At 71.7% G+C, this 22,969-nt stretch carries 22 protein-coding genes; 11 read left to right on the forward strand and 11 right to left on the reverse strand.

Annotated elements, in window-relative coordinates; genetic code table 11:
• Positions 1-48: 48 nt before the first annotated feature.
• Genes AB0G10_RS40665 through AB0G10_RS40675 form a run of 3 tightly spaced genes read left to right on the forward strand, consistent with a single transcriptional unit; the run spans position 49 to position 2,939 of the window.
• On the forward strand, positions 49-507 hold the full coding sequence (locus tag AB0G10_RS40665; protein ID WP_360934996.1) for an SHOCT domain-containing protein: 459 nt from the start codon (positions 49-51) through the stop codon (positions 505-507).
• A gap of 22 nt (positions 508-529) precedes the next feature.
• On the forward strand, positions 530-1,282 hold the full coding sequence (locus AB0G10_RS40670) for an antibiotic biosynthesis monooxygenase (RefSeq protein ID WP_360934999.1): 753 nt from the start codon (positions 530-532) through the stop codon (positions 1,280-1,282).
• A 58-nt stretch (positions 1,283-1,340) separates the two neighbouring features.
• The gene (locus AB0G10_RS40675) at positions 1,341-2,939 is read left to right on the forward strand and encodes a methyl-accepting chemotaxis protein (RefSeq protein ID WP_360935002.1); all 1,599 of its coding nucleotides are present in this window, start codon (positions 1,341-1,343) and stop codon (positions 2,937-2,939) included.
• Between the two features lie 113 nt (positions 2,940-3,052).
• On the opposite strand, the gene AB0G10_RS40680 is transcribed toward AB0G10_RS40675, so the two are convergent.
• On the reverse strand, positions 3,053-3,682 hold the full coding sequence (locus AB0G10_RS40680; RefSeq protein WP_360935005.1) for a hypothetical protein: 630 nt from the start codon (positions 3,680-3,682) through the stop codon (positions 3,053-3,055).
• Positions 3,683-4,025: 343 nt separating this feature from the next.
• Here AB0G10_RS40680 and AB0G10_RS40685 point away from each other — a divergent pair, with 343 nt between their 5' ends.
• A complete protein-coding gene (locus tag AB0G10_RS40685; RefSeq protein WP_360935008.1) occupies positions 4,026-4,865 on the forward strand; it encodes a PHP domain-containing protein in 840 nt (279 codons plus the stop codon).
• Here AB0G10_RS40685 and AB0G10_RS40690 read toward each other — a convergent pair.
• A complete protein-coding gene (locus tag AB0G10_RS40690) occupies positions 4,845-5,861 on the reverse strand; it encodes a hypothetical protein (RefSeq protein ID WP_360935011.1) in 1,017 nt (338 codons plus the stop codon). The two genes, AB0G10_RS40685 and AB0G10_RS40690, sit on opposite strands and share 21 nt — an antisense overlap.
• 403 nt (positions 5,862-6,264) lie before the next feature.
• Between AB0G10_RS40690 and AB0G10_RS40695 the strand changes: the two genes are divergently transcribed.
• Positions 6,265-7,500, forward strand: coding sequence for a glutamate-cysteine ligase family protein (locus AB0G10_RS40695; protein ID WP_360935014.1), 1,236 nt, complete (start codon positions 6,265-6,267; stop codon positions 7,498-7,500).
• A gap of 294 nt (positions 7,501-7,794) precedes the next feature.
• Here the strand turns inward: AB0G10_RS40695 and AB0G10_RS40700 are convergent, their stop codons facing one another.
• Positions 7,795-8,676, reverse strand: coding sequence for an LLM class flavin-dependent oxidoreductase (locus tag AB0G10_RS40700; protein WP_360935018.1), 882 nt, complete (start codon positions 8,674-8,676; stop codon positions 7,795-7,797).
• Between the two features lie 42 nt (positions 8,677-8,718).
• Between AB0G10_RS40700 and AB0G10_RS40705 the strand changes: the two genes are divergently transcribed.
• Positions 8,719-9,378 (forward strand): GAF domain-containing protein, encoded by a 660-nt coding sequence (locus AB0G10_RS40705; protein ID WP_360935021.1) that lies wholly within the window; start codon positions 8,719-8,721, stop codon positions 9,376-9,378.
• 18 nt (positions 9,379-9,396) lie between these two features.
• Here AB0G10_RS40705 and AB0G10_RS40710 read toward each other — a convergent pair whose 3' ends face one another.
• Positions 9,397-10,128 (reverse strand): nucleotidyltransferase domain-containing protein, encoded by a 732-nt coding sequence (locus AB0G10_RS40710; RefSeq protein WP_360935024.1) that lies wholly within the window; start codon positions 10,126-10,128, stop codon positions 9,397-9,399.
• Positions 10,125-10,973, reverse strand: a complete 849-nt coding sequence (locus AB0G10_RS40715; protein ID WP_360935027.1) for a CPBP family intramembrane glutamic endopeptidase — start codon at positions 10,971-10,973, stop codon at positions 10,125-10,127. The genes AB0G10_RS40710 and AB0G10_RS40715 overlap by 4 nt, the downstream gene beginning before the upstream one ends.
• Before the next feature lie 110 nt (positions 10,974-11,083).
• Between AB0G10_RS40715 and AB0G10_RS40720 the strand changes: the two genes are divergently transcribed.
• Both AB0G10_RS40720 and AB0G10_RS40725 read left to right on the forward strand, forming a co-directional pair.
• Positions 11,084-12,298 (forward strand): histidine kinase, encoded by a 1,215-nt coding sequence (locus AB0G10_RS40720; protein ID WP_360935030.1) that lies wholly within the window; start codon positions 11,084-11,086, stop codon positions 12,296-12,298.
• On the forward strand, positions 12,292-12,936 hold the full coding sequence (locus tag AB0G10_RS40725; RefSeq protein WP_360935033.1) for a response regulator transcription factor: 645 nt from the start codon (positions 12,292-12,294) through the stop codon (positions 12,934-12,936). The genes AB0G10_RS40720 and AB0G10_RS40725 overlap by 7 nt, the downstream gene beginning before the upstream one ends.
• Positions 12,937-12,972: 36 nt before the next feature.
• Here the strand turns inward: AB0G10_RS40725 and AB0G10_RS40730 are convergent, their stop codons facing one another.
• A complete protein-coding gene (locus tag AB0G10_RS40730; RefSeq protein ID WP_360935036.1) occupies positions 12,973-14,130 on the reverse strand; it encodes a tyrosine-protein phosphatase in 1,158 nt (385 codons plus the stop codon).
• Between the two features lie 92 nt (positions 14,131-14,222).
• On the opposite strand from AB0G10_RS40730, the gene AB0G10_RS40735 reads away from it, so the two are divergent.
• Positions 14,223-14,468, forward strand: a complete 246-nt coding sequence (locus AB0G10_RS40735; protein WP_360935039.1) for an AAA family ATPase — start codon at positions 14,223-14,225, stop codon at positions 14,466-14,468.
• 77 nt (positions 14,469-14,545) lie between these two features.
• Here AB0G10_RS40735 and AB0G10_RS40740 read toward each other — a convergent pair whose 3' ends face one another.
• Complete coding sequence (locus AB0G10_RS40740) at positions 14,546-14,911, reverse strand: STAS domain-containing protein (RefSeq protein ID WP_360935042.1); 366 nt, start codon at positions 14,909-14,911, stop codon at positions 14,546-14,548.
• A gap of 156 nt (positions 14,912-15,067) precedes the next feature.
• On the opposite strand from AB0G10_RS40740, the gene AB0G10_RS40745 reads away from it, so the two are divergent.
• Positions 15,068-15,427, forward strand: coding sequence for a metalloregulator ArsR/SmtB family transcription factor (locus AB0G10_RS40745; RefSeq protein WP_360935045.1), 360 nt, complete (start codon positions 15,068-15,070; stop codon positions 15,425-15,427).
• Complete coding sequence (locus AB0G10_RS40750; RefSeq protein WP_360935048.1) at positions 15,411-15,902, forward strand: SRPBCC family protein; 492 nt, start codon at positions 15,411-15,413, stop codon at positions 15,900-15,902. Before AB0G10_RS40745 ends, AB0G10_RS40750 begins: the two co-directional genes overlap by 17 nt.
• Before the next feature lie 38 nt (positions 15,903-15,940).
• Here the strand turns inward: AB0G10_RS40750 and AB0G10_RS40755 are convergent, their stop codons facing one another.
• From AB0G10_RS40755 to AB0G10_RS40770, 4 genes are read right to left on the reverse strand one after another with little or no spacing between them, the layout of a single operon-like run.
• Positions 15,941-17,200: a glycosyltransferase gene (locus AB0G10_RS40755; RefSeq protein WP_360935051.1), complete on the reverse strand. Its 1,260-nt coding sequence runs from the start codon at positions 17,198-17,200 to the stop codon at positions 15,941-15,943.
• Positions 17,197-19,428 carry a glycoside hydrolase domain-containing protein gene (locus AB0G10_RS40760; protein WP_360935209.1) on the reverse strand — a complete coding sequence of 744 codons (2,232 nt, stop codon included), beginning with the start codon at positions 19,426-19,428 and terminating at the stop codon, positions 17,197-17,199. Before AB0G10_RS40760 ends, AB0G10_RS40755 begins: the two co-directional genes overlap by 4 nt.
• Before the next feature lie 9 nt (positions 19,429-19,437).
• Positions 19,438-21,711: an EAL domain-containing protein gene (locus AB0G10_RS40765; RefSeq protein ID WP_360935054.1), complete on the reverse strand. Its 2,274-nt coding sequence runs from the start codon at positions 21,709-21,711 to the stop codon at positions 19,438-19,440.
• Positions 21,712-21,764: 53 nt separating this feature from the next.
• Positions 21,765-22,955, reverse strand: coding sequence for an aminotransferase class V-fold PLP-dependent enzyme (locus tag AB0G10_RS40770; RefSeq protein ID WP_360935057.1), 1,191 nt, complete (start codon positions 22,953-22,955; stop codon positions 21,765-21,767).
• Positions 22,956-22,969 lie beyond the last annotated feature (14 nt).

A 22,969-nucleotide genomic window follows, 5' to 3' on the forward strand; every position in this document is an offset into this window, starting at 1 on the left:
GAGCCCCCAGCCACGGTGCTTCCGGCGTACGAAATAGGGGTCTTTCTCATGGAATTGTCGGACGAAGCGCGGGCCCGGGCGGAGCGGGCGCGGGCCAAGGCCGTGAAGGCGGGCATCGACGTGCGCGGGGCGCTGGGGGTCGGGCACATGCTCGACGGGGGCGCCAGCGTCTACCTGCTGGTGTTCGCGGATCGGCTGGAACTGATCAGTACCGGTCAGATGGGGCTGCGGACGGGCGCCGGACGGTCGGTGATCCCGCTGGCGTCGATCACCGGGGTGGCGACGAGGAAGCGGTTGCTGCGCGGTGCACTGCTGATCGAAATCGGCGGGACGACGGTCGAGTTCACGACGGATCGGGCCGTCGTGCCGCTGCTGCGGGAGCTGATCGAGGCGCGGCTGACGGCGGGGCCGGTGGCGAATCCGCTGCTCAAGAGCCTGGACGAGTTGCATGCGGCGGGGCTGCTGACCGATGAGGAGTACGCGGCGAAGCGGGACGGCCTGATCTGATACTGCGGTCTACCGTGGACGGATGACGGTGGAGTACATCCGGTACCGCATCGACGGGGACACCGCGGGTTTCGAGCAGGCCTACGCCCGCGCCGCGGACTATCTGGCCCGGGCGCCCCAATGCGTCGACTACGAGCTGAGCCGCTGCGCCGAGGAACCGTCCGCGTACATCCTGCGGATCACCTGGACGTCGGCCGAGGATCACCTGAAGGGGTTCCGCGGCGGCGACCTGTTCCCCGGCTTCCTCGCCGCGATCCGCGACTACGTTCCGGCCATCGAGGAGATGCGCCATTACGAGCCGACGAGCGTACGAGGTACCGCCGGCCCGACGCTCTACGAGTGGGCCGGCGGCGCCGCGGCGTTCGAACGGCTGACCGAGCGGTTCTACGAGAAGGTCGTCGCCGACGACGTCGTGGGGCCGCTCTTCGCGCACATGGACCCCGGCCACCCGCGGCACGTCGCGATGTGGCTGTCCGAGGTGTTCGGCGGGCCCGCGCGTTACACGTCGGAACGCGGCGGCTACGCCCACATGCTCGGGCACCACCTCGGCAAGGCGATCACCGAGCCGCAGCGCCGGCGGTGGGTGACCCTGCTGGCCGACGCGGCCGACGAGGTCGGGCTGCCGGACGACCCCGAGTTCCGGGCCGCGTTCATGGGATACATCGAGTGGGGGACGCGGCTGGCGCTGGCGAACTCGCAGCCCGGGGCCACCCCGCCGGCGGAGGCGCCGGTGCCGCGGTGGGGATGGGGCGTGGCGCCGCCGTACACCGGATAGCGGTCTCTTCCGGGCCATTCGGTCTCAGTTCCCTTTCGGGCCGGTCGATAGGGAGGACGTGGCCCAACGTCCTGGTCTGGTCGGCAACCTCAGCGTCCGTACCAATCTGTTCCTGCTCGTCGCCCTGACCGGTATCGTCGCGGTCGTCGTCGGCACCATCAGCCTCGTCCGGATGTCGCAGGTCGCCGACAGCGGACGGGAGATCTACACCGACGCGTACCAGCCGTCCCAGGACGTCGCGGCGATCCGGGAGACGGTCTGGAAGTACCGGTTCGAGGTCCTCACGTCGGCCACCGCCACGACCGACGCCCTCCGGACCGCGGCCCAGGACCGGGCCACCGCCGCCACGGAAGCGCTCGAGGCGGCGATCACGGCGTACAGCGCGCGGGAACTCGACGGGGAGCAGCGGGCCGCCATCGACGGGTTCACCACGGCCTGGACCCAGTACGGCGAGCTGCGCGAGAAGGCCGGCGAGCTGCAGGCCGCCGGCGACCTGACCGGTTTCGACGAGATCCGCACCAACGAGATCCCCGCGAAGATCACCGAGGCGCTGGCCAGTCTCGAAGCGCTCGACACCGCCGGCGACACGGCGGCCGGGGAGGCGCTCGCCGCGGCCGACGACGAGTACAGCAGCGCCCGCACGATGGTCATCGCCGTCCTGGTGATCGGCCTGCTCGTCGCGGCGGCGCTGGCACTGATCATCGCGAACAGCGTAGTCAAGCCGCTGCGGCAGTTCCGCGACGTGCTGCACGCCGTCGCCGAGGGCGATCTGACCCGGCGGGCGTTGATCGAGAACCGCAACGAGTTCGGTGACATGGGGTCCGCCCTCAATCAAGCCACCGAGCAGATGCGTACGGCGGTGGGCACGCTCGCGGCCAGCGGCAACGCCCTCGCCGGACGGGCCGGCGAACTACAGGACGCGTCCCGGACCCTCGCCGGGGGCGCCGACCGCACGTCCGGGGAGGTCACCTCGATCGGCGGCGCCGTCACCGAGGTGAACTCGCGGGTCGGCGCGGTCGCCACCGGCGCCGAGGAGATGGGCGCCGCCATCCGGGAGATCGCGGTCTCGGCGGCCGAGGCGGCGAGCGTCGCCCAGGAGGCCGTCATCGCGTCCAGCACCGCCGAGGACCTGATGGCGCGGCTCGGGCGCTCGTCCGCGGAGATCGGCGACGTGGTCAAGGTGATCACCTCGATCGCCGAGCAGACGAACCTGCTCGCCCTGAACGCCACGATCGAGGCGGCCCGCGCCGGGGAGAGCGGCAAGGGGTTCGCCGTCGTCGCCGGGGAGGTCAAGGACCTCGCCCAGGAGACGACGAAGGCCACCGAGGACATCAGCAAACGCGTCGCGGCCATCCAGGCGGACACCGGCACGGCCGTCGCGTCGATCTCCCAGATCGGCGAGATCATCGGGCGGATCAACGAGTTCCAGACGACCATCGCCTCGGCCGTCGAGGAGCAGAGCGCGGTGACCAGCGGGATGGCCGCCGACCTGACCGCCGCCGCGGACGGCGCCAATCAGATCGGCGACGGGATCACGCAGGTCGTCGGGGTTGCCGAGGAGAATCGGCAGGGCGCCTACGCGACGCACGAGGCGGCGGCGGAGTTGAGCCGCTTGTCGGATGATCTGCAGGGTGTGGTTCGGACTTTCCGGTTTTAACCGATTTAAAGAGCTTTTGGGTACGTTGTTCGACCGCGTGCCCCCGTGGCTTTTCGACCGCGTGCCACCGTGGCTTTTCGACCGCGTGCCCCCGTGGCCGCGGGCGAACTCGGTCAGTTGACGGTCAGTTGCGGCTTGAGGCGTGCCCGGACGGCCTCGCGGCTGACCTCCTCCGTCTGTCTGCGGTGGTAGGTGTGGTGCTTTTGATCGCCGTCGTCGGTGTGGCGGGCCAGCGGGGCCAGCGCCGCCAGGATGATCAGTGACGAGAACGGCAGCATGTCCAGGTCGACGGTGATCCCGACGATGCCGGCGCCGAACAGCAGCGGGCTCCACACCGGCAGTCGCCGGGCCGCCACGAGCAGACCGAGAAGGATCAGCATCCCGAGCGGGAACAGCGCCGAACCGCCCGCCTCCAGCACATCCGGCAACGGCGCGGCCTCCCGGAACCGGTCGGACAGGTCACCGGCGATCACCCAGAGGAAGCAGCCGATACCGAACAGGGCGGCCGCCACCGCGACGGCGCCGGTACGGCGGGCCCAGTTCGGGGTCAGCGGCCGGGCCGCCACGGCGAGGACGCTGAACAGCACCATGGCCACGAAGAACGCCACATGTCCGGCATCCCAGGCGAGACCGTTGCCCCGGTCACCGTCCAGGCCGTCGATGAACCGCAGCACCCCGTAGCCGAACATCAGAACCGGCCCGGCGATCGCGGTCCGGCGGACGATGACGTGTTTCGATGACATGAGCTGACCGTAGGGCCGGTCGTCGCCCGCGCAGCACCGGTGCAATCCCTGCCCGTTCCCGGATTCCGCTCTCAGGGTCCCCGGGTACAGCCCGTAAGGCATCCTAGGTTGCAGTCTCCTGCCACGGCGTCACGCTATGCGTCCTAGGAACCTAGCCCGAAGCGCGCCGGCCTCCGGCCGCCATGCCCGGCCGAAGTGCGCGGCTCGCATGACAGCCTCCGGCCGCCATGCCCCGACGGAAGCGTGTGGCTTGCATGACAGCCTCCGGCCGCCATGCTCGGATACGGTGCGTCGTGCTCGGCTACGGTCACGACGCAGGACCGGACGGAAACAAGGGAACGGCATGACACTCCCCGCGGACAGCCACGTGCACAGCGAGTTCTCCTGGGACGCCCCGCTCGGCGACATGGAACGGACCTGCGAGCGCGCCGTGGAGGTCGGCCTGCCGGTGATCGCGTTCACCGAGCACCTCGATCACACCGCGTGGCCGGCGCCGACCGAGGGCCCGTACGTCAGTGCCGCCCTGACCGAGGCCGCCGACGCGGACGGGCTGGTCACGCCGCCGCCGTTCGACGTGGAGGGGTACCTCGCCGCGATCGAGCGCTGCCGGGACCGCTTCCCCAGCCTGAAGATCATGAGTGGCCTCGAGGTCGGCGAGCCGCACTGGCACGCCGAGGCGGTCGCCGGAGTGCTGCGCCGGGGGACCTTCGAGCGGGTGATCGGCTCGCTGCACTGCCTGCCGCACAACGGCGGATTCGCCGAGCCGTTCGGGATCTATCCGGACCGGCCCGCCGGCGAGGTGATCCGGGACTACCTGCTGGAGATCCCGAACCTGGTCAAGGGCAGCGACGTCTTCGAGATCCTGACCCATATCGATTACCCGATCCGGCACTGGCCCGGGCCCGCGCGGTTCGACGCGCGCGACTTCGAGGAGGAGTTCCGCCACGCGCTGCGGGCCACCGCGTCGTCCGGCAGGGCACTGGAGATCAACACGCGGCTCGGGTTCGACCGGCTGATCCTCACGTGGTGGCACGAGGAGGGCGGCGAGGCGGTCAGTTTCGGGAGCGACGCACACTATCCGGAAGCGGTCGCGAAGGGCCTTCGGGAGGCGGCGGCCATGGCTGAGGCGTGCGGTTTTCGTCCGGGACTTCGAGCGTATGAATTATGGGGTCGCATCGACTGACATGCCGAAATATCCGGCGGGCGTGGCGACGACGGCGTAGCCCGCTGATTCGGCGCCGACGGCTCGCCACGCGGCGACCGGCGGGACTCCGCCGCCACAGATGGTCGCCAACCCCGCGCTGGTGAAGCACCAGTACGGGCCGGCCGCCGGTGATCGTGCCCCGGTCGTCAGCGCGATCGCCACCCCACGGACGACGATCGCGCCGGCACCGGCGCCGATCGGGCCTCGCAGCGGCGCGGACCAGTGGGCTTTCCCGGTCAGGGGGTCGTAGCTCTCGACCCGCCCGGCCCGGCACCGGATCACCGCGGCGCGCAGCGGGACGCCGCAGTCGGTCAGCGTGCCGGGCACCGTCCACAGCAGCCTGCCGTCGGTGGCCGCAAGCCCGACGCTGCCGGTCCGCGTCCGGCCCACCCAGACGCCGCCGATCTCGGTCCACCGCAGCACCCCCGGGTCGGGCCGCCGCCACAGCACCGCGCCGTCGCGAATGAGAACCACCTCGGTTCCGATTCTGATCAGTCCTTCGCCGGGGATGCCGGCACCGGACGGGATGAACGCGCCACTGATCAGATCCAGTCGGTAGCCGTGCCCCTCCTCCCCCGGCTCGGGTGCGGCCGTCACGCAGACGGCACGGTCATGGAAGCAGCGCCGCGGCGTACCCGAAAAGATCATGCTTGGACTGCGCTGGATCTGCCGCCCGGTCAGTGGATCGGCGACGACGAGGCTCGCGTAGCCGGGGCCGAGCGCCTCCTCCGGCTCGCGATAGACGATCCACTCGCCGGCGCGCACCGGCTCATCCTTGATCGCCTCGGCCTCCCAGAGCGGCGAGCCGTTCGCCGGGTTCCGTGCGGTGAGATAAAAGCGCTGGTCACGCCTGGTATAGCCGATGATCGCCGCGCCGGCCGCGAGAGGTTGCCCGATCGGTTCGAGGCCGGCGACCGTCCATCGCTTCGTGGAGGTGGGCGCTGCGCTCGCCGGCGCCGCACTGGCCTGCGTCACGTTCGCCGGAATTGTCCGCGTCGGGCTAGTCGACGCAGGATTCGCCGGCACCGCGCTTGGCCGAGCCGGGCTTGTCAGAGCCGGGCCAGTCGGGGCAGAGACTGTCGGCGCCGGGGTTGTTTGTGCTGCTCCTGGGCCTGCCGCTTCGGCCGCATCGACGACGGGGAGATCCGCGAGGCAGGCGATGGTCAAGGCCGCGAGAGCGGCCGCGGCCGGGTGCGGCGCCATCTTTCCTCCGATGTACGGGTTCTCCGAGTCGCGAAACAGTATGCAAGCCACAAACCACGCACTCCGGCATTTGCACACCTTGTCCACCTTCCGTTCTCGCAGGTAGGCGTATATTCCTATCAGTTTGATAGGAGTGCTATGCTCGCGTCTTCCGACACCCGGGGAGTGAGGCACCGTGACCGCCCTGACCGAACAGGCCGCCGCCGAACTCATCGCGGCCGGCGCCTTCTCGCCCGGACTGCCCGGTTTCGTCGGTATCGCCGTCGACCTTCTCCTCGACCCGGCGAGCGCACCGACCGGCCGCCGCCCGCTGCGACACGGCTTCCTCGACGCGCGGTCACCGAGGGTGATGGTCGTCAGCGGTCCGCCGTCGCCCGGCCTCGAGGTAGCGCTCCGCCGCATGGCCGACGACCTGGCCGCCTCCACTCGACTCGTCGAGCAGCACCGCTTGACCGTTCTGGACCAGGCGACCGACACCGCCCACCCGGACGGGCCGGAGCACGCGCTCGGCACCGCCACGGCCGGGGTGCGGATCGGCCTGGAGGCGGGAATCGAGTTCGAGCCCGGGGACGGCGGCGGCGCGGGCAGCTTGTCCGGCACAGCGGGCTCGCAGCGCATGAGCGGCTCAGGTGGCGTGGCCGGCCCGCGAGCCACGGGCGACGGCGGTGCGGGCGGGCCTGGCGCGGGCGGGCCCGGCGCGCGTGGGTCCGGCGCGGGCGGGCCCGGCGCTGGTGCGTTCGATCTAGGTTCGATGGGGCTGGAACGTCGCTGGGCGCTCGCTCACACGCTTGCGCCGGTGCTGGCGGCCGCCTTCGCGAATGCTCCGCTGCGGCATGGGCGGCCCACCGGGTGGCGGAGTGTGCGGCAGGCGCTGCGGCGAGGGCTTCCGGTCGGGCCGCGGGCGGGGTCGGCGCGGGAGGGCTGGGTCGCGTACGTCATGGAAGCTCGCACCGTGACCGGCCGCAGCCTGCGGGAGGCGTTCGCGGCCGGCGTTCGGGTGACCGAGAACGATCTGAGGCGGCACCTCGCGTCGCTGCGTCCTCCGGTGGCGGCCCGCGGGCACCTAGAGCTGGATGTGGCGGACCGGCAGGCCGGGAACGGGTGGCGGCTGCCGGCTACGGTCGCGGCGGTTCTGCTCGATGATCCGCGGGCTTCGGACGAGGCGTGGGCGGCCACGTCGCACCTGGTCGGCGAGCCTGAGCTGTGGGAGCGGGCGGGCCGGCTCGCGCTCACCGATCCGGTGCTGGCGGGTGCGGCGCGGGAGTGTTTCGTGGCGGCCTACGCGGCTCTGGCCCGGCGCGGTGCGGGGCGCGAACTGCGGGATGCGGTCGCGGAGTTCACCGAGCGTTATGTGCACCGGGGCCGCTGCCCCGCCGACGACGTCCTGGACCAGGTGACCGCCCGCCCCTAGGCAGCCCAGCTGTACCGCAGGGTCTGGTCGGCGCCCGATTTGTCGCCCTGTGGTACAGCCAACCGGGACTGGCTGCACCACAGGGTCGGGTCGGCGCCCGATTTGTCGCCCTGTGGTGCAGCCAACGGGACTGGCTGCACCACACGGTCGGGTCGGCGCCCGAATCGTCGCCCTGTGGTACAGCCAACCGGGACCGGCTGCACCGCACGGTCGAGTCGGCGCCCGAATTGTCGCCCTCCGGTACAGCCGGACGCGCGCACGGCCGGGGACTACCGGCTGCGGTGCGGCGGAGGGTCAATCGCGGACGAGGCTTCGAAGGGTGTCCATGGCCTTGAACTTGGCGGCCCCCGAACCGAGCAGCCCGTCCGGGATGATGAGCTCGTCGACGCCGGCCGCCTCGTAGGCCGCCAGATCCGCCTGCAACTGCCTACGTGAACCGCCCATGACCGGCATGGACGGGTGGGGCGGAAGGTCGCCGTCGACGACGGTGAGGGCCTGGGCGGTTCGGATGATCTCGGTGGGATTGCGGCCTGCGGAAGCGCAATGACGGTCCAGGACGCCCGACTTGTGGGCGATCAGATCCGGTCGGCCCCAGGTGTTCCACATGTCGGCGTGCTCGGCCACGACGCGCAGCATCCGCTGCTCCCCCTTCGCGCCGATCATGATGGGTAGCGGGTCCTGGAGCGGCTTGGGCTCGCAGACCGCGTCGGTCACCCGGTAGTGCTCGCCGTCGACAGTGGTCCGGCCGGAGCGCAGCAGGCCCTTGATCACGAGGAGTGCCTCGACGAAGCGGTCGATGCGCTTGCCGATCGGGGGCAGGTCGATGCCGTACTGCTCGTGCTCGTTGATCTGCCAGCCGGCGCCGACACCGAGTGTGAAACGGCCGCGCGTGATGTGGTCGACGGTCGCGGCCATGTTCGCGACGACCGCGGGGTGACGGTACGTGTTCCCGTACACGAGGGTGCCGACCCGCACCCGCGGCACCGCCGCACCGATCGCCGCGACCAGCGAGCCGGCCTCCAGGACCGGGTGCAGCGGGTCGGTGCCGGTGCCGTCGTTCGGCATGAAGTGATCGGCGATCCAGACGCCGTGCCAGCCGGTCTCGGACGCGTGCCGGGCGGCTTCGAGCACGTCGGCGTAGGGCTGGCCGGCGCCGGGCCAGATCGAGATGCGCATGACGATCACCCTGCCACGGTCCGATTGTGATACCACAGAGGGGTGGGTGCGCGATCCGCCGTCGACACCGCGCACGCGCTGGTCGAGGCCGCGCGTCAGACGTGTGCCACGGCGACCGCGATCTCGTCCCGGTCGCGCGAGATCGTGCGGGAGTCCCGCCGGCAGCGGGCCCGCCGATGGCGTCGCCATGTCCGGGACGATCTCCAGACGCGCTGGTCGGAGGTGCTCGAGCGGGCCGCGCGGCTGGAAGCCCTGCTGGCCGATCCGGCGGCCGCGATCGCGTCGGCGCTGCTCGACGCGGCGCTCACGCTGAGTCACGCCACGAAGGGCAACGTGCAGCTCGTCGATCCGGAGTCGGGCGGGCTGCGGATCGTCGCGCAGTGCGGCTTCGAGCGGGAGTTCCTCGATCATTTCGCGCTGGTCCGCGCCGAGGACTCCGCGTGCGGCGTCGCTTTCGCGACGGTTCGCACCGTTCATGTGCGCGATGTCGCGTGCAGCGCCATCTTCGAGGGGCGGCTCGCGCGCGAGGTCGTTCTGCGAGCGGGGGTACGGGCGGTGCGCTCGATCCCTCTTTCGACGCCGGACGGCCGGCTGATCGGGATGCTGTCGGTGCACTACCCCGAGCCGTTCGAGCCGGGCCCCGTCGAGCAGCGGCTGCTGGAGGCGCTCGCCGCCGCCGGGGCCCGCCGCCTCCAGAGATGATCACCCGAGCCCGGACGGTCAGAGGTCCCCGGCATTCCGGGCGGCTTTCACGGTACGGCGGCAGTCCGTCCAGGCGATCCACGCCGTCCGCCAGCGCGGGGAGGTCGTGTCCGTTCCCGATCGGCGGGCGCGGAGCTGTTCCTTGAGCCGGCCGGGCGCCGCCGACTCCTCGATGGCCCGGCTCTTGGTCAGCAGGTCGCCGGTCGCGAGCGCGTGCCGGCCGCGGGCCATCGAGGTGAGGCCGAGATCCGCGAGCTCCGGGTCGAGCCAGATCCACGGCCGGCGGGCCGCCCAGGCCCAGTAGCCGGTCAATTCGGCGCGGGCGGCGACGCGTACCGAATGGGGTGTGGAAGCCGGAAGCAGGTCGCCTGGATCGCGCCCCCGCACGGCGAAGCCGTGACGGGCCAGCTCGGCGCGGGTGATGCCGGAGAGAATGCGCTGGACCATTCGGCCGTGCGTCCAGGTGGGGTGCTCGGCGTCCGCGTCGGCGAGCCGATTCTCGTCGACGTAGACGCAGCCCAGTTTCAGGCCTTTCGCGGCGCCGTCGTCGAGCTTTCGGTGCAATGCGGCGAGCGTTTCCCGGCGCTCCGCCGGCACCGGGCCCTCGGTGATCGCGACGAGGTCGAGGTCGCTCACGAAAGGGCGATAGTCGCCGGTCGCCAGCGAGCCCGCCACCAGCAGATCGGAAACCCATCCGAGTTCGGCGAGCTCACCGGCGAGAACGTCGACGGCTTCCGGCACGGCGGTCATGACCGGAGTCTATGCACCGGCTCCTTTTCCTTCAGGCCGAGACGGCCCCGGGTGGCCGCGATCAGAATGACGGCGATGATTCCGGAACCGACGATGAGGGCGTGCAGGGAGGCGCGGAAGACGTCGAGGGACGGGAAGATCTCCGGCCACATCAGCGAGAAGACGGTGTTCACGTTGGCGTGCACCAGCATCGCCATCGGGAGGCTGCCGCCGGTGGCGTTGACGACCCAGGTGAGCACGATGCCGAGCAGCACACAGCTCACGATGAATTCGGCGGGCATCAGCCAATCCACGTCCGGCCAGCCGGCCCAATCGGTGAGGAACAGCGGCAGATGCCAGGCGCCCCAGAGAGGGCCGAGAATCAGCGAGGCGGTCATCGGGCCGAAACGGTTCTGGAGGCGCGGCTGGGCGAAATCCCGCCAGCCCGGCTCCTCGGACAATCCGCTCGTCAGCACCTGGACGACGAGCATCGGGAGATAGGCGAGAAAGACCGCCGCCGGCGGAAAACGCACATCGTCGGCGGCGCCCGGCAGCGCGAAGGTCGCGGCGACGGCCACGACCGGCACGGCGAACAGCGCCGCGAGATACCAGCGGGCGCCCACCCGCCAGCGGATCAGCCGCCGGGACCAGCGGCGCAGGCCCTCCCGGCCCTCGGTCCGGGCGGTGATCAGGAACGCCGCGGTGATCGGACCGAGATAGGCGCCGGGCAGCACGCCCAGGGTCTGGCTGCTGCCGAGCAGCTCGGGGTAGTGCCACGGGAGGACGCCGAGGCCGTTGCCGGACAGGACGTAGGGCAGCCAGGCCAGCCAGGTGAGGCCGAACGCGAGACCGAAGAAAGCAATCATGGGTGCCAAGGGACCACTTCCGCCCGGGTCCGCGCACTACGGCCAGGCATACCTCGAGGCTAGGCCCAGCCACCTGGGAACGGATGACGGGCGTCGATACGGTGATTTCCGTGCCTCTCTGGACCCGTCGTTTTCTGATCACCTGGTGGCCGTGGCGTGCCCTCGGATACGTCCTCAGCGCCGTTCCCCTCGCCGTGGCCGCCGGCGCGCCGCTCGGACTCCTGGCCGCGCCCTGGATCGTGCTGGTCAGGCGGCTGGCGACCGGCGAGGCCGAGCCGGTCGGATCGCTCCTGCTCCTGGTCGGCGGCGCGGTGCTGCTCGGTGGCGCCGGCCCGTTCGCGGCGTGGCCGGTCGCCGTGGCCGAACGGTGGCGGCTGCGGCTCGCGGACGACCGGCCGGTGGCTCTCACCCGCTCCCGATGGCGGCGCTTCGCGTACGCGCTGGTGCTGGTCACGGCGGTTCCGGTGGGGTACGCCGCGCTGGTCGTGACGGTCCTGCTGATCGTCGTGTGCGCGTTCAGCCCGCTGCTCGTCGGCTCCGGCCCGATCTCGTTCGGCGTGGTCACCATCGTCTCGGCGGGACAGGCGGTGCCGTACGCGATCGGGGGTCTGATCTCCCTGGCCGCGGTGCCCTATCTCGTCGGGGTGACCGCCGCGGCCCATGCGGCGGCGGCCCGGGCGATCCTGCACGACGCCGGCCTGAAGGCGGAGCTGGTGGAGGTGGCGCAGTCCCGGGCGCGGCTCGCGGACGCCTTCGAGGCGGAACGGCGGCGGATCGAGCGGGATCTGCACGACGGCGCGCAGCAGAAACTCGTCGGGTTGACCCTGCAACTGGGGATCGCCAGGCTCGATCTGCCGGACCACTCCCCCGCCGCGTCGGCCGTCGGCACCGCGCACCAGCAGGCCAAGGAGCTCATGGCCGAACTGCGCGAGCTCATCCACGGGATCCGGCCGCAACTGCTCACCGAATTGGGACTGCCGGCCGCCCTGCGCGATCTGGCCGGGCAGTCGGCGATCCCGGTGCGGGTCCGTGCCGGCGTGGGGCGATTGCCGTCGCCGGTGGAGACCACCGCCTATTTCGTGGTGGCCGAAGCGCTCGCGAACATGGCCAAGCACAGCGGCGCCTCTTCCGGGACGGTGACCGCTTCCGCCCAGGACGGGGAATTGCTGGTGGAAATAGCCGACGACGGGCGCGGCGGCGCCGATCCGGCCCGTGGCACCGGCCTCACCGGGCTGGCCGATCGGGCCGCGGCGGCCGGCGGCAGACTGCTGTTGTCGAGCCCCTCCGGCGGCCCCACCGTCGTCCGGCTGGAACTGCCGTGCTGACCGTCGTGCTCGCCGAGGACGGCGTCCTTCTCCGCGAGGGCCTCGCCGGATTGCTGGAGCGTTTCGGATTCCGGGTGGTGGCCGCGGTCGGCGACGCGGCCGCGCTGATCCACGCCGTTTCGGCGTTCTCCCCCGACCTCGTGGTCACCGACATCCGGATGCCGCCGGGATTCAGCGACGAGGGGCTCCGGGCCGCCGTGGAACTGCGCCGCACGCATCCGGGGCTCGCCGTCGTGGCGCTCAGTCAATACGTGCAGCACGGGTACGCGTCGGAACTGCTCGGATCGGGCGACGGCCGCCGGGTCGGCTATCTGCTCAAGGACCGGATCGTCGACGTCGGCGATTTCGTCGCGGCGCTGCGGAGGGTGGTCGCCGGAGAGGCGGTCATCGATCCGGAAGTGGTCCGGCGGCTGCTCGGTCAGCGTCCGGTCGCGCGGCTTTCCGGGCGGGAGCGGGAAGTGCTCGGGCTCGTCGCCGAGGGGCATTCCAACGTCGCCATCGCGCGGATTCTGCACCTGTCCGAGGCCGCCGTCGGCAAGCACGTCGGCAACATTCTGGCGAAGCTCGACCTGCCGCCGGACGACAGCACCAATCGGCGCGTCCTCGCGGTCCTCACCTATCTGAAGGATCAGGATTAGAAAACCCGGCGCCCGAACGGGCGCCGGGAGGGCGGATCAGCCGACGAGCAATTGGGCCCGCAGGGCGCGCAGGTCCTTCGAGGACAGGCCGAGGCCCTTGCGGAGGTAGCCGTCGAAGGTGCCGTACTTCGCGGTCACCTCGTCGAACCCGGCGCGGAGGTAGGACTCCCGGACGTCCAGGACGGCCTTATAGCCGGGGCGGATCGCCTCCGGGACGGCGGCCAGGGTCGCGGCGTTGGAGGCGGCCAGGTACGTGTTGCTGAGCAGGTAGTCCCGGAAGACCGTCTCCTCCGGGACGCCGAGCGCGGTCAGCAGGGCGGCGCTGGCCCAGCCGGTACGGTCCTTGCCGGCGGTGCAGTGGTAGACCACGTTCGCGGCCCGCGGGTCGGCGACCGTCGCGAAGAAGGTGCGGTAGGCGGCCCGGCCCGGCTCGGCGGAGACGAAGGCCCGCTCGCCGGCCTCCATCATCGCCACGCCGCCGGCCTCGGTGGTGAGGTCGATGCCGCCGGTGCCGACGTCCGAGGCGCCGATGACGTTGGCGTGGACGTAGGTGACGCCGGCCGGGATCCGGTCCGGCGACGCGGCGATCTCGGCGTCGGTGCGGAAGTCGATGTCGGTGCGGATGCCGAGACGCTTCAGCTTGGCCTGGTCGGCGTCGGTCAGCCTGCCGAGGTCGTTGGCGCGATAGACGACGCCCATCCGCACCCACTGCCCGCCGGCGGTGCGGTATCCGCCGGCGTCCCGGAAGTTCGGGGCCGAGGCCAGGTGCAGCGAGCGGTCGGCGAGGGTGAGCGACTCGCCGCGGTCCGGCACGAGCTCGAACCACCAGCGGTCGGCGGCGCCGAGGCCGGAGACCGTGACGGTGGCCCGGGCCGAGCCCTTCGCGACGGCGCGCCTGTGGGAGATCCGGTTCTGGTCGGTGCCGGCGTAGACGCTCACCGCGCGGGCGCCGGTGGCAGCCCACGAGATGGTGAACGTGCCGTCGGCGTTCCGGGTCACCGTGGCCGCCGTGAACGGGATCTGATGGCGGGCGGCCGGCTGGTGGGCACCGTGGCCGACGTGGTTGCCGTGGGAGCCGCCGGCGAGGGCGGGGGTGCCGCCGGCGAGGGCGGGGGTGCCGGCCGCGAGACCGCCGCCGAGGGCGATGGCGCAGGCGGCACAGGTGGCGGCGAGGCGCTTGTTGATCAACTTCACGGGTACTTCGTACGGGCCCCGATCGAACGGCAGGCGAGCGGGACGTTACCGGCGGGCGGAAAGTAAACGCCGTTTACTTGAGGGGGACGACGATGTTCGTTCTGGTCGGCGGGTGGCCGGCGTCGGGCAAGAGCACCCTGGCCCGGGCGCTCGCCGCCGAGCTGGGGATCGCCTGCCTCGCCAAGGACGAGATCAAGGAGGCGCTCATGGACGGGCTCGGCGCGCCGGCGACCGTCGAGCGGTCGCGGGAGCTCGGGGTGGCGGCCGTGCACGCGGACACCAGCGGGCCGGTCGACGTGCCGGCCCTGGCTCGTCAGGTGCTGGCGGCAGCCGGCTGAGAGGAAGCGGCCCGGGCCGCCCGAGGGAAGGGAAAGGCCGCCGCAGGGGTGCGGCGGCCCAGGGCGAGGACAAGCGTTTACCCGGCGCTCTCCGGGGTGGCGATCATCGCCATCAGGGAGTCGAACATGTCGTCGACGGGCGGCTCGCAGAGCCCGGTCACGGCGAGCGCCTGGCGGACCGGCCCGTGGGCGCCGGTCACCTCGTACCCCATGCCGCCGCGCAGCGCGCGGGTGTAGCCGACCAGCAGCACCTCGATGCACTCGCTGCCGATCGATTCCGTCTCGGCCATGTCGATCACCACGGTTCCCCGGCCGGCCCGCTCGAACGCACGGCGCAGGGAGCGGCGGAGCTCCGGGTGGGCCGCGCGGCCGAAGTCGCCGGCCATCGCCAGGCGGATCGCCGACCGGCCGTCGCGGGTGATCACACAACGCGCTTCTTCCATGAGGTGGGTCTAACCGCGGCATGTGTACGGATGCCGAACACCAGGTGAGACCCACACGCCGAATCCTCCTGAGCTGGGCTTTCAACTTTTTGGTTGACAGGTGACCCGGACCACGTCTACGTTCTCTTTAAACCTGTTAGTTGAAAGAGGACTTCGATGCCGGCGGACACGTTGACCCGCGTCTTCTCCGCACTCGCCGACCCCACCCGCCGCGACATGGTGGCCCGGCTCGCCGAGGGCGACGCGACGGTGAACCAGTTGGCGGAGCCGTACCGGATGTCGTTGCAGGCCGTCTACAAGCACCTCAGGGTGCTCGAGGACGCCGGCGTCGTCAGCCGCCCGCCGGGACCGCAGCCACGGGCCGTGCGCCTGGAGACGGAGGTCTTCGACGAGATGGGTGCCTGGATCGAGTTGTACCGCGAGCGGGCCGAGCGGCGCTACCGCCGCCTGGACGCCGTGCTGGAGAGCATGAGGACCGAGGAGAGGGAGAGGGACGACCATGAACAGGAAGGCTGAGGCGGTCATCGAGGCCGACCCGAAAGTACCGATCATCCACATCACGCGCGACTTCGACGCGACGCCGGAGCAGCTGTTCCGCGCGCACACCGACCCGGACCTGTTCGTGCTCTGGAACGGCCCGGACTCGGTCGAGAACAAGATCGACTACTGGGACGCGCGGACCGGCGGCAGCTGGCGCTACGTCTCCACCCGGATCGGCGACAGCAGCCAGGAGTTCGCGTTCCACGGCTGCTTCCACGACGTCCGGCCCGGCCTGATCGTGCAGACGTTCACCTGGGAGGGCATGCCCGACGCGGTGTCGCTGGAGACGCTGCGGTTCTCCGACCTCGGCGACGGCCGGACCCGGCTGCACGCGCAGTCGCTCTGCGACAGCTTCGAGGGGCGCGACGCGTGGCTGCAGAGCGGCATGGAGGTCGGCGTGAACGACGGGTACGCGCGCCTGGAGCAGCTGGCCCGGGACGGCAGGATCTGAGATTCGTACGAGGGGAACGGCCGTTCCCCTCGTACGCATCAGGCGGGTTTGGTGTTGAAGAGATCGTCGAAGACGGCGGCCCGGTCGAACTGCAGCGCGTGGGCCCGGGCCCGCTGCTCGAGATCACGCTTCTCGGCCGGGGACATCTCCAGGACGACCCGGTCGAGCGCGTCCGCGAGGGCGCCGATGTCCCCGGCCTCCACGATGATCGCGGTGTCGCCGACGGCCTCGCCGGTGCCCCCGGTCAGCGTCGTGACGATCGGGCCGCCGCCGGCCAGGGCCTTCTCGGCGAGCGCGATGCCGAAGGTCTCGACGAAGTCCGGCTCCGGCTTGGTGGGCAGCGCGTAGGCCGCACAACCCGCCATGAGCAGCGGTTTCTCGTCGTCGTCGACGTCGGTGAGGAAGACGATCCGGTCGTCCTCCTTCGCCATGGCCTGCACGTGCTCGAGGGCCGGGCCGGTGCCCGCGACCACCAGCGTGACGTCCTCGCGGGCGCGCATCTGGCCGAAAGCGATCACGAGGTCGTAGATGCCCTTGGCGCGGGCGACGCGGGACAGGAACAGGATGTACTTCCCGCGCTCGAGGCCGCGCCGGGCGAGGGCGGCATCGACGTCGCCGTGTTCCGATCCCACGAAGGCGGACGAGTCGATCGGCGGGTAGCTCACCGTGACCCGCTCCCGGCACTGCGCCGCGAACGTCGTGCCGCAGTGCGCGTCCACCTCCTCCGCCGAGGCGACGATCTCGTCGCGGGTGTACTCGGAGACCGCTACCACCTCGTCGCTGGCGAGGAACTGGGTGAGCAGCACGGTGGCCGCGCCGAACCGGCCCTCCCGCAGGCAGTTGCGGATCACGTTGGTGACGTCGGATCCGACCGCCTTCGCGATGGTGTGCACGTCCGGGTCGAACCCGGCGGCCCGGGCCGCGGCGACCGCGTCGTTGATCACCTGGGTGTGCGGGACCAGGTACATGGAGAGGCAGACGGTCGGCACCGGCTCGCTGAGCAGCTCGACCAGGCGCCCGGTCAGCCCGGCGATGTGCCGGCCGTCCGGGACCCGGTAGTCGCCGACCGATTCCGGTCGCTCCACGGTGATGCCGGGGCTGTACGGGAGGAGCCGGTCGAGCGGCTTGAGCGGCAGCCCGGCCGCCTGAAGCGTCGGGATCGGCCAGGTGAGCAACCGGACGTCGTCGAAACCACGGGTCAGAGCCACCTCGGCGAGGTTGCGGGCCTCGCCGGAGTGTCCGCAGATGACCGGGTCGGCGCGGACCGCGATGACCAGGCGGCGGGTCGGTCGACTCATGGTGCTTCCTTCGGATGAGGGTGGGGGTGCGAGAGGGAAGGCGGCCGCGACCCCTGACCCCAGGTGGAGGGTTCGGGACCGAGCCGCAGATGCAGCCGCCCGCCGTGATGGACGGCGGCCGCGGTCAGATGCGTGGTGTGCAGCGGCCGGCCGTTGAGGGTGGCGGACTGCACGTACTGCGGGGGCGGGTCACGGTCGATGCCGTCGACGCCGATCGGCGTCTCGTGGTGCCCGCTGGTCTCGATGACGAACTCGCCGCCCTCGACCTGGAGCTTCGCGTGGCCGAACGCCGGGGCGTTGACCAGGAACAGGTCCTGGCCGGCGACCGGGAACAGGCCGAGCGACGCCCAGACGTACCAGGAGCTCAGGCCGCCGGAGTCGTCGTTGCCCGGCAGGCCGCCGGGCCCGGTCCCGAACTGCCAGGTCAGCGCCGCGTGCACGACCTCGGCGGTGCGGTCCGGGCGGCCGGCGTAGTGGTACGCCCAGGGCGCCTCCATATCCGGCTCGTTGTTGAGGCCCTCGAACCGGTTCAGCGCGTAGCCGGCCGCCATCTCGACCGGTGACGGGCAGCGCCCCGGCTGGGTGACCGGGTCGGCGCCGTAGCCGAAGAACCGGTCCAGCTTGTCGATGAAGCCCCGGTCCCCGCCGGCCAGCTCGATCCGCGCGGCCATGTCGTGCAGCAGCCGGAACGAGTAGTTCCACTTGCCGCCCTCGTAGAACTCCGAGTCGCGCAGCAGCCCGGTGGCCGGGTCGAAGGCGTTGATCCAGTCCCGGCTGCGCCGCTCCAGGTCGTCGGCGAGGCGGTGGTCGCCGAGCGCCCGGGCCACCTTGGCGGTGCAGTGGTGGGCGTACGCCAGGTCGAGCGTGTGGGTGATCGGGTGCACGACGCCGTGCTCCCAGAAGTCCTCGCCGTAGAGCCGGCGCAGGTCGTCGACCATGTGCACGAGCGCCCAGGACCAGTCGATGCCGGGCCGCCGCAGCGCGTGCACGTCCGCGAGCGCGGTGTGCGCGAGGGCGCTCGCCTGCCGGAAGAACCGGTCGGCGCCGCGGGCCATCCGGTACCCGATCGGGAAGTTGCCCTCCTCCTCGCAGACCCGGATGAGCGACTCCAGCAGGTCGCCGGCCCGGTCCGGGGCGATCGCCGAGAGCAGCGGCAGCTGGGTCTTGTAGATGTCCCACATGGTGCAGATGTCGAACGCGTACGGGCCGCTGTTGGGCCACATCGGGCTCTCGTCGTCGGCGATGCACGGCTTGATCAGCGAGTGGTAGAGCGCCGTCGCCATGACGGTCCTGCGGGCCGGGGTGCCGCCGTCGACCTGCACCCGGCCCAGGTGGTCACGCCACCGGGCCCGGGTCCGGGCCCGGACCGCCTCGAAACCGCCGGCGCACTCGCGTTCCAGGTTGGCCCGGGCCTGCTCGGTGCCGCGCAGCGAGAAGCCGAGGCGCACCTCGATGGTCTGCCCGGCCCGGGCCGGTCCCATGAAGAGCATGCCGAACGGGCGCAGCGTGGTGTGCCGGATGCTGTCGAAGTCGAGCCGGGTGCCGCCGGGGATGAGCCGCCGGTCGTACCAGAGCATCTGCCGCCAGCCGGGGCTGTCCACCTCGACGTGCACGGAGAGCGGGACGCCCTCCATCACGACGGTGCCCTGGGCCCGGCCGTGCCCCATGCTCTCGGCCTGGGCGCGCAGCGGCACGGTCCGGCCGAGGTCGATGGCGAGGCCGCCGCAGGACAGATCGACGACGACGCGGGCGCTGTCGTTGTCGGGGAAGGTGTAGCGGTGCACCGCGACCTTCTCCCCCACGGTGATCTCGCACCGCACACCGGTGCCGAGGTTCGCGGCGTAGTACCCGGCCTCGGCCCGCTCGTCCTCGAGCGGCCAGGACTGGCCGAGGTCGTCGAGCGGCTGCACCATCGGGGTGACCCGGACGTAGTTGTAGTACTTTCTGATCGCCCCGGTGCCGGACTGCTGGAAGTGGGTGAACCCGCTCGCCTGCAGCCGGTCGAACATCTCCTCCGGCACGCCCTCGGTGTTCTTGGCGTACCGGCCGTATCCGGTCGGGTACGCCCCCGAGTACGCGCAGGCCGAGACCATGCCGAAGGGCGAGGTGGCGCCCGGGTGGGTGTTACCCACCTGCGGTTTGGGCCACCACCACGTGGCGGCGAGACCGTGTGCGCGAGGCAGATCGGTGGCCGCGGTGCCGATGAATGGATCAACGTTGTCGAGGATGGCCGGACTCTAACCGGCCAGGGCCCGCCCGGTGGTTTCGTTCAGGTGAACTCCACCGAAGGTGAACCCCGACATGATCATCTTGTCGAACTCCGGGGCCGGCAGCGGCTTGCTGATCAGGTAACCCTGCACGGCCGGGCAGCCGGCGGCGCGCAGCGCCTCCCAGTCGGAGAGCTCCTCGACGCCCTCGGCGATCGTGGACATACCCAGCGACTGGGCCAGCCACAGCACGGCCGAGATGATCGACGCCTTGCGGGCGTCGTCGGCGAGGCCGGCCACGAACGAGCGGTCCAGCTTCACCACGTCGGCGGGCAGCGACTCGAGCCAGGTCAGCGAGCTGTACCCGGTGCCGAAGTCGTCCAGCGCGACGCGCACGCCGAGCTGCTTGAGCAGGGCGAGGCGCTCGCTCACGTCGACGGTCGAGGAGATCAGGGCGGTCTCGGTGACCTCCAGGACGAGGCGGGACGGGTCGAGGCACGGGTGCTCGGCGAGCAGCGCGGCCACCATCGGGACGAAGTCGGCCTCGGCGAGCTGGCGCGGGCTGACGTTCACCGACACGTAGCCGAGACGGTTCGACCAGTGCTGGAGATGCTCGATCGCCGAGCGCAGCACGTGCGCGCCGAGCGGCACGATCAGGCCGGTCTCCTCGGCGGCGCCGATGAAGTGGCCGGGCGCCAGGATGTCGCCCTGCTCGGTGCGCATCCGGACGAGCGCCTCGGCCCCGATGATCTCCCCGGTCACGGTGGAGACGACCGGCTGGAACCAGAGCGGGAACGAGTACCGCGGGTCGGCGGTGAGCGCCCGGCGCAGGCGGGTCTCGGCGGCGATCCGCTCCTGGACCGGGACGGCCAGGTCGTCGGTGAAGACCTGGAGCCGGTTGCCGCCACCGCGCTTCGCGGCGTACATGGCGGTGTCGGCGGCCAGGACGACCTCGTCGGCGCCGGCCGCGCCGAACGCCGTGGTGACGCCGATGCTGAGCGCCACCGGGAAACCGGCGAGCGGCTCGGCGAGGGACGCCAGGATCGTGTTGCCGACGCGCAGGCCGGTGCCGGCCGGACCGGCCAGCGCGACCACGAACTCGTCGCCGCCGAGCCGGGCGATCAGCGCGCCCGCCGGGACGACCTGCTGAAGCCGTGCCGCGAGGGCGCGCAGCACGTCGTCGCCGGTGGTGTGCCCGGAGCCGTCGTTGATCGACTTGAAGCGGTCGACGTCGAGGTAGATGACGCTGACCGGCTCGGCGCTGCCGGCCAGCAGGACGGCGAGGTCGTGCTCGAAGGCCTGCCGGGAGAGCAGCCCGGTGAGCGAGTCGTGCCGCACCTGGTGGCGCAGCTCGGCCTCGTGGTCGCGGGTCGCGGTCACGTCGAAGCAGTGCACATAGATCAGCCGCAGCCGGTCGTTGCGGTCGTAGAGGCCGGTGCCGTGCACCTCCACCCAGATCAGCCGGCCGTCGTCGAGGCGGCGGTACCGGCGGGTGACGGTGAGCGACTCCCGGCTCGCCGCCATCAGCTCGAGCATCGGCGGCTCGCCCGCGTCGACCGGCGCCAGCGGCACGTCGCGCAGGTGGAATCCGGCGGGCAGCTCGTCCGGCAGGCCGAGCCACTTCCGGTAGGCGGCGTTGGTGCGCATGATCAGGCCGTCCGGGGAGAAGATCGCCATGGGTACGGGTGTCTGGTCGAACGCGACGCTGAGCTGCGCCTGGCTCTCGTCCAGGTTCTCCCGCGCCCGGTCCTCCTCGACCTCGGTGAGCCGCCAGGAGACGATCTGGAAGCCGGCCGCGAACAGCACCGCGACGCCGTGCAGCAGCGCCCAGACGAGCGGGTGCGCGACGGCCGAGTCGTGGTCGTACGTGTGGTCGCTGAACAGCGTCCCGAACGCGCCGTGGTGCAGCGTCGTGGCGACCAGGAACACGCCGAACGGCGCCCAGTCCCGGTAGAGCGCGAGCGCCGCCACCGCGATGAAGAACGTGAAGTGCGCCTCGGTGAGACCGTGCGCCAGCGAGACGAAACCGGCGCACGCCACCGTGTAGCCGAGCGCCACGAAGACCGACCGCAGCCGGCGCGAGCGCGGCAGCGTGCCCGCGATCAGGCACGGCAGCACGAGACCGACGGTGAGCAGCAGCGCGGGGATGTGCTCCTCGCCCTGCAGCACCCCGAAGACGATCATCGCCACCATGACGACGGCGAGCAGCACCGTCAGCAGCCGGTGCCGGCCCGCCCAGTCCTCGTCGCGCAGCCCGCCACCGGTCGGAAGCCGGTCGCGCAGCCACTTCATCCAGGTCGCCACACCAGAATGATCGGCGCGCGGCCTGGACGGGACAGTGCCCGATCGGTAGCGGATCAGTAGCTTCGGAGCGCCGCCAGCACCCGGTCGATGTCGTCGTCGGTGCTGCCGAGCCCGAAACTGATCCGGAGCAGGCCCGGCGTCGTGGCGCAGGATCCGGTCGCGTCGCCGGTGAGCCGGCGGACCAGCGGGTGCGCGCAGAACTGACCGGCCCGCACGCCGATGCCGTGGTCCCGGGCGAGCCGCTGGGCGGTGCCGGCCGGGTCGTCCACGGCGATCGAGACGATGCCGACGCGGGGGTGGTCCGGGCCGAACAGGCTCACCTCGCGGACCGTGTCCGGCAGACCGTCGCGCAGCCGCTTCAGCAGCCGCTGCTCCTCGGCGTGCAGGGCGTCCCGGTCCGCCGTGATCAGGGCCGCGCAGACGGCGGCGATCGCCACGGCGCCGAGCAGGTTGGGGGTGCCGCCCTCGTGCCGGGCCGGGCCGGTCGCCCACTCCAGGTCACCGGGGTGGTCGCCCACGGCGGCGCTGGCGCCACCGCCGCGGAGGTACGGCTCGGCCGCGTCGAGCCAGTCCGACCGGCCGGCCAGCACCCCGGCGCCGAACGGGGCGTAGAGCTTGTGACCGGAGAAGGCGAGGTAGTCGGCGTCGGCCAGGCCGACCGGCCGGTGCGGGGCCAGCTGGGCCGCGTCGACGGCCAGCCTCGCCCCGTAGCGGTGGGCCAGGGCGGCGATCTCGGTGATCGGCCAGAGCTCGCCGGTGACGTTGGAGGCGCCCGTGACGGTGACGAGCGCCGGATTCCCCGTACGTTCGAGGGCTTCCTCCAGAGACTCCAGGGCCTCGGCCGGGGAGCCCGGGGCGGGCAGGCGCAGCTGGTTCGGCCAGGGCAGCAGATTCGCGTGGTGCTCGCCGTCGAAGACGATCGTGACGGTGCCCTCGGGCAGCGCCCGGGCCAGCAGGTTGAGCGCGTCGGTGGTGTTCCTCGTGAAGATCACCTCGTGCTCGGGACCGGCCCCGACGAACTCGGCGACCACGTCCCGGGCCAGCTCGTAGGCGATCGTCGAGGCGGAGGAGCGTACGCCGGTGCCCCGATGCACGCTGCCGTAGCGCGGCAGAAGCTCGCCCACCGCCTGGGCCGCGGCGGCCACGCACGGCGCGGAGGCGGCGTAGTCGAGATGGGCGAAACGGACGGATTCCCCGGTGGGCAGTTCGACCTTCAGGTCGTCGCCGACGATGTCAAGGGACATGGATGCGCCTCTCT

Source organism: Actinoplanes sp. NPDC023714, from assembly GCF_040639855.1.
In the GTDB taxonomy this organism is placed as follows: domain Bacteria; phylum Actinomycetota; class Actinomycetes; order Mycobacteriales; family Micromonosporaceae; genus Actinoplanes.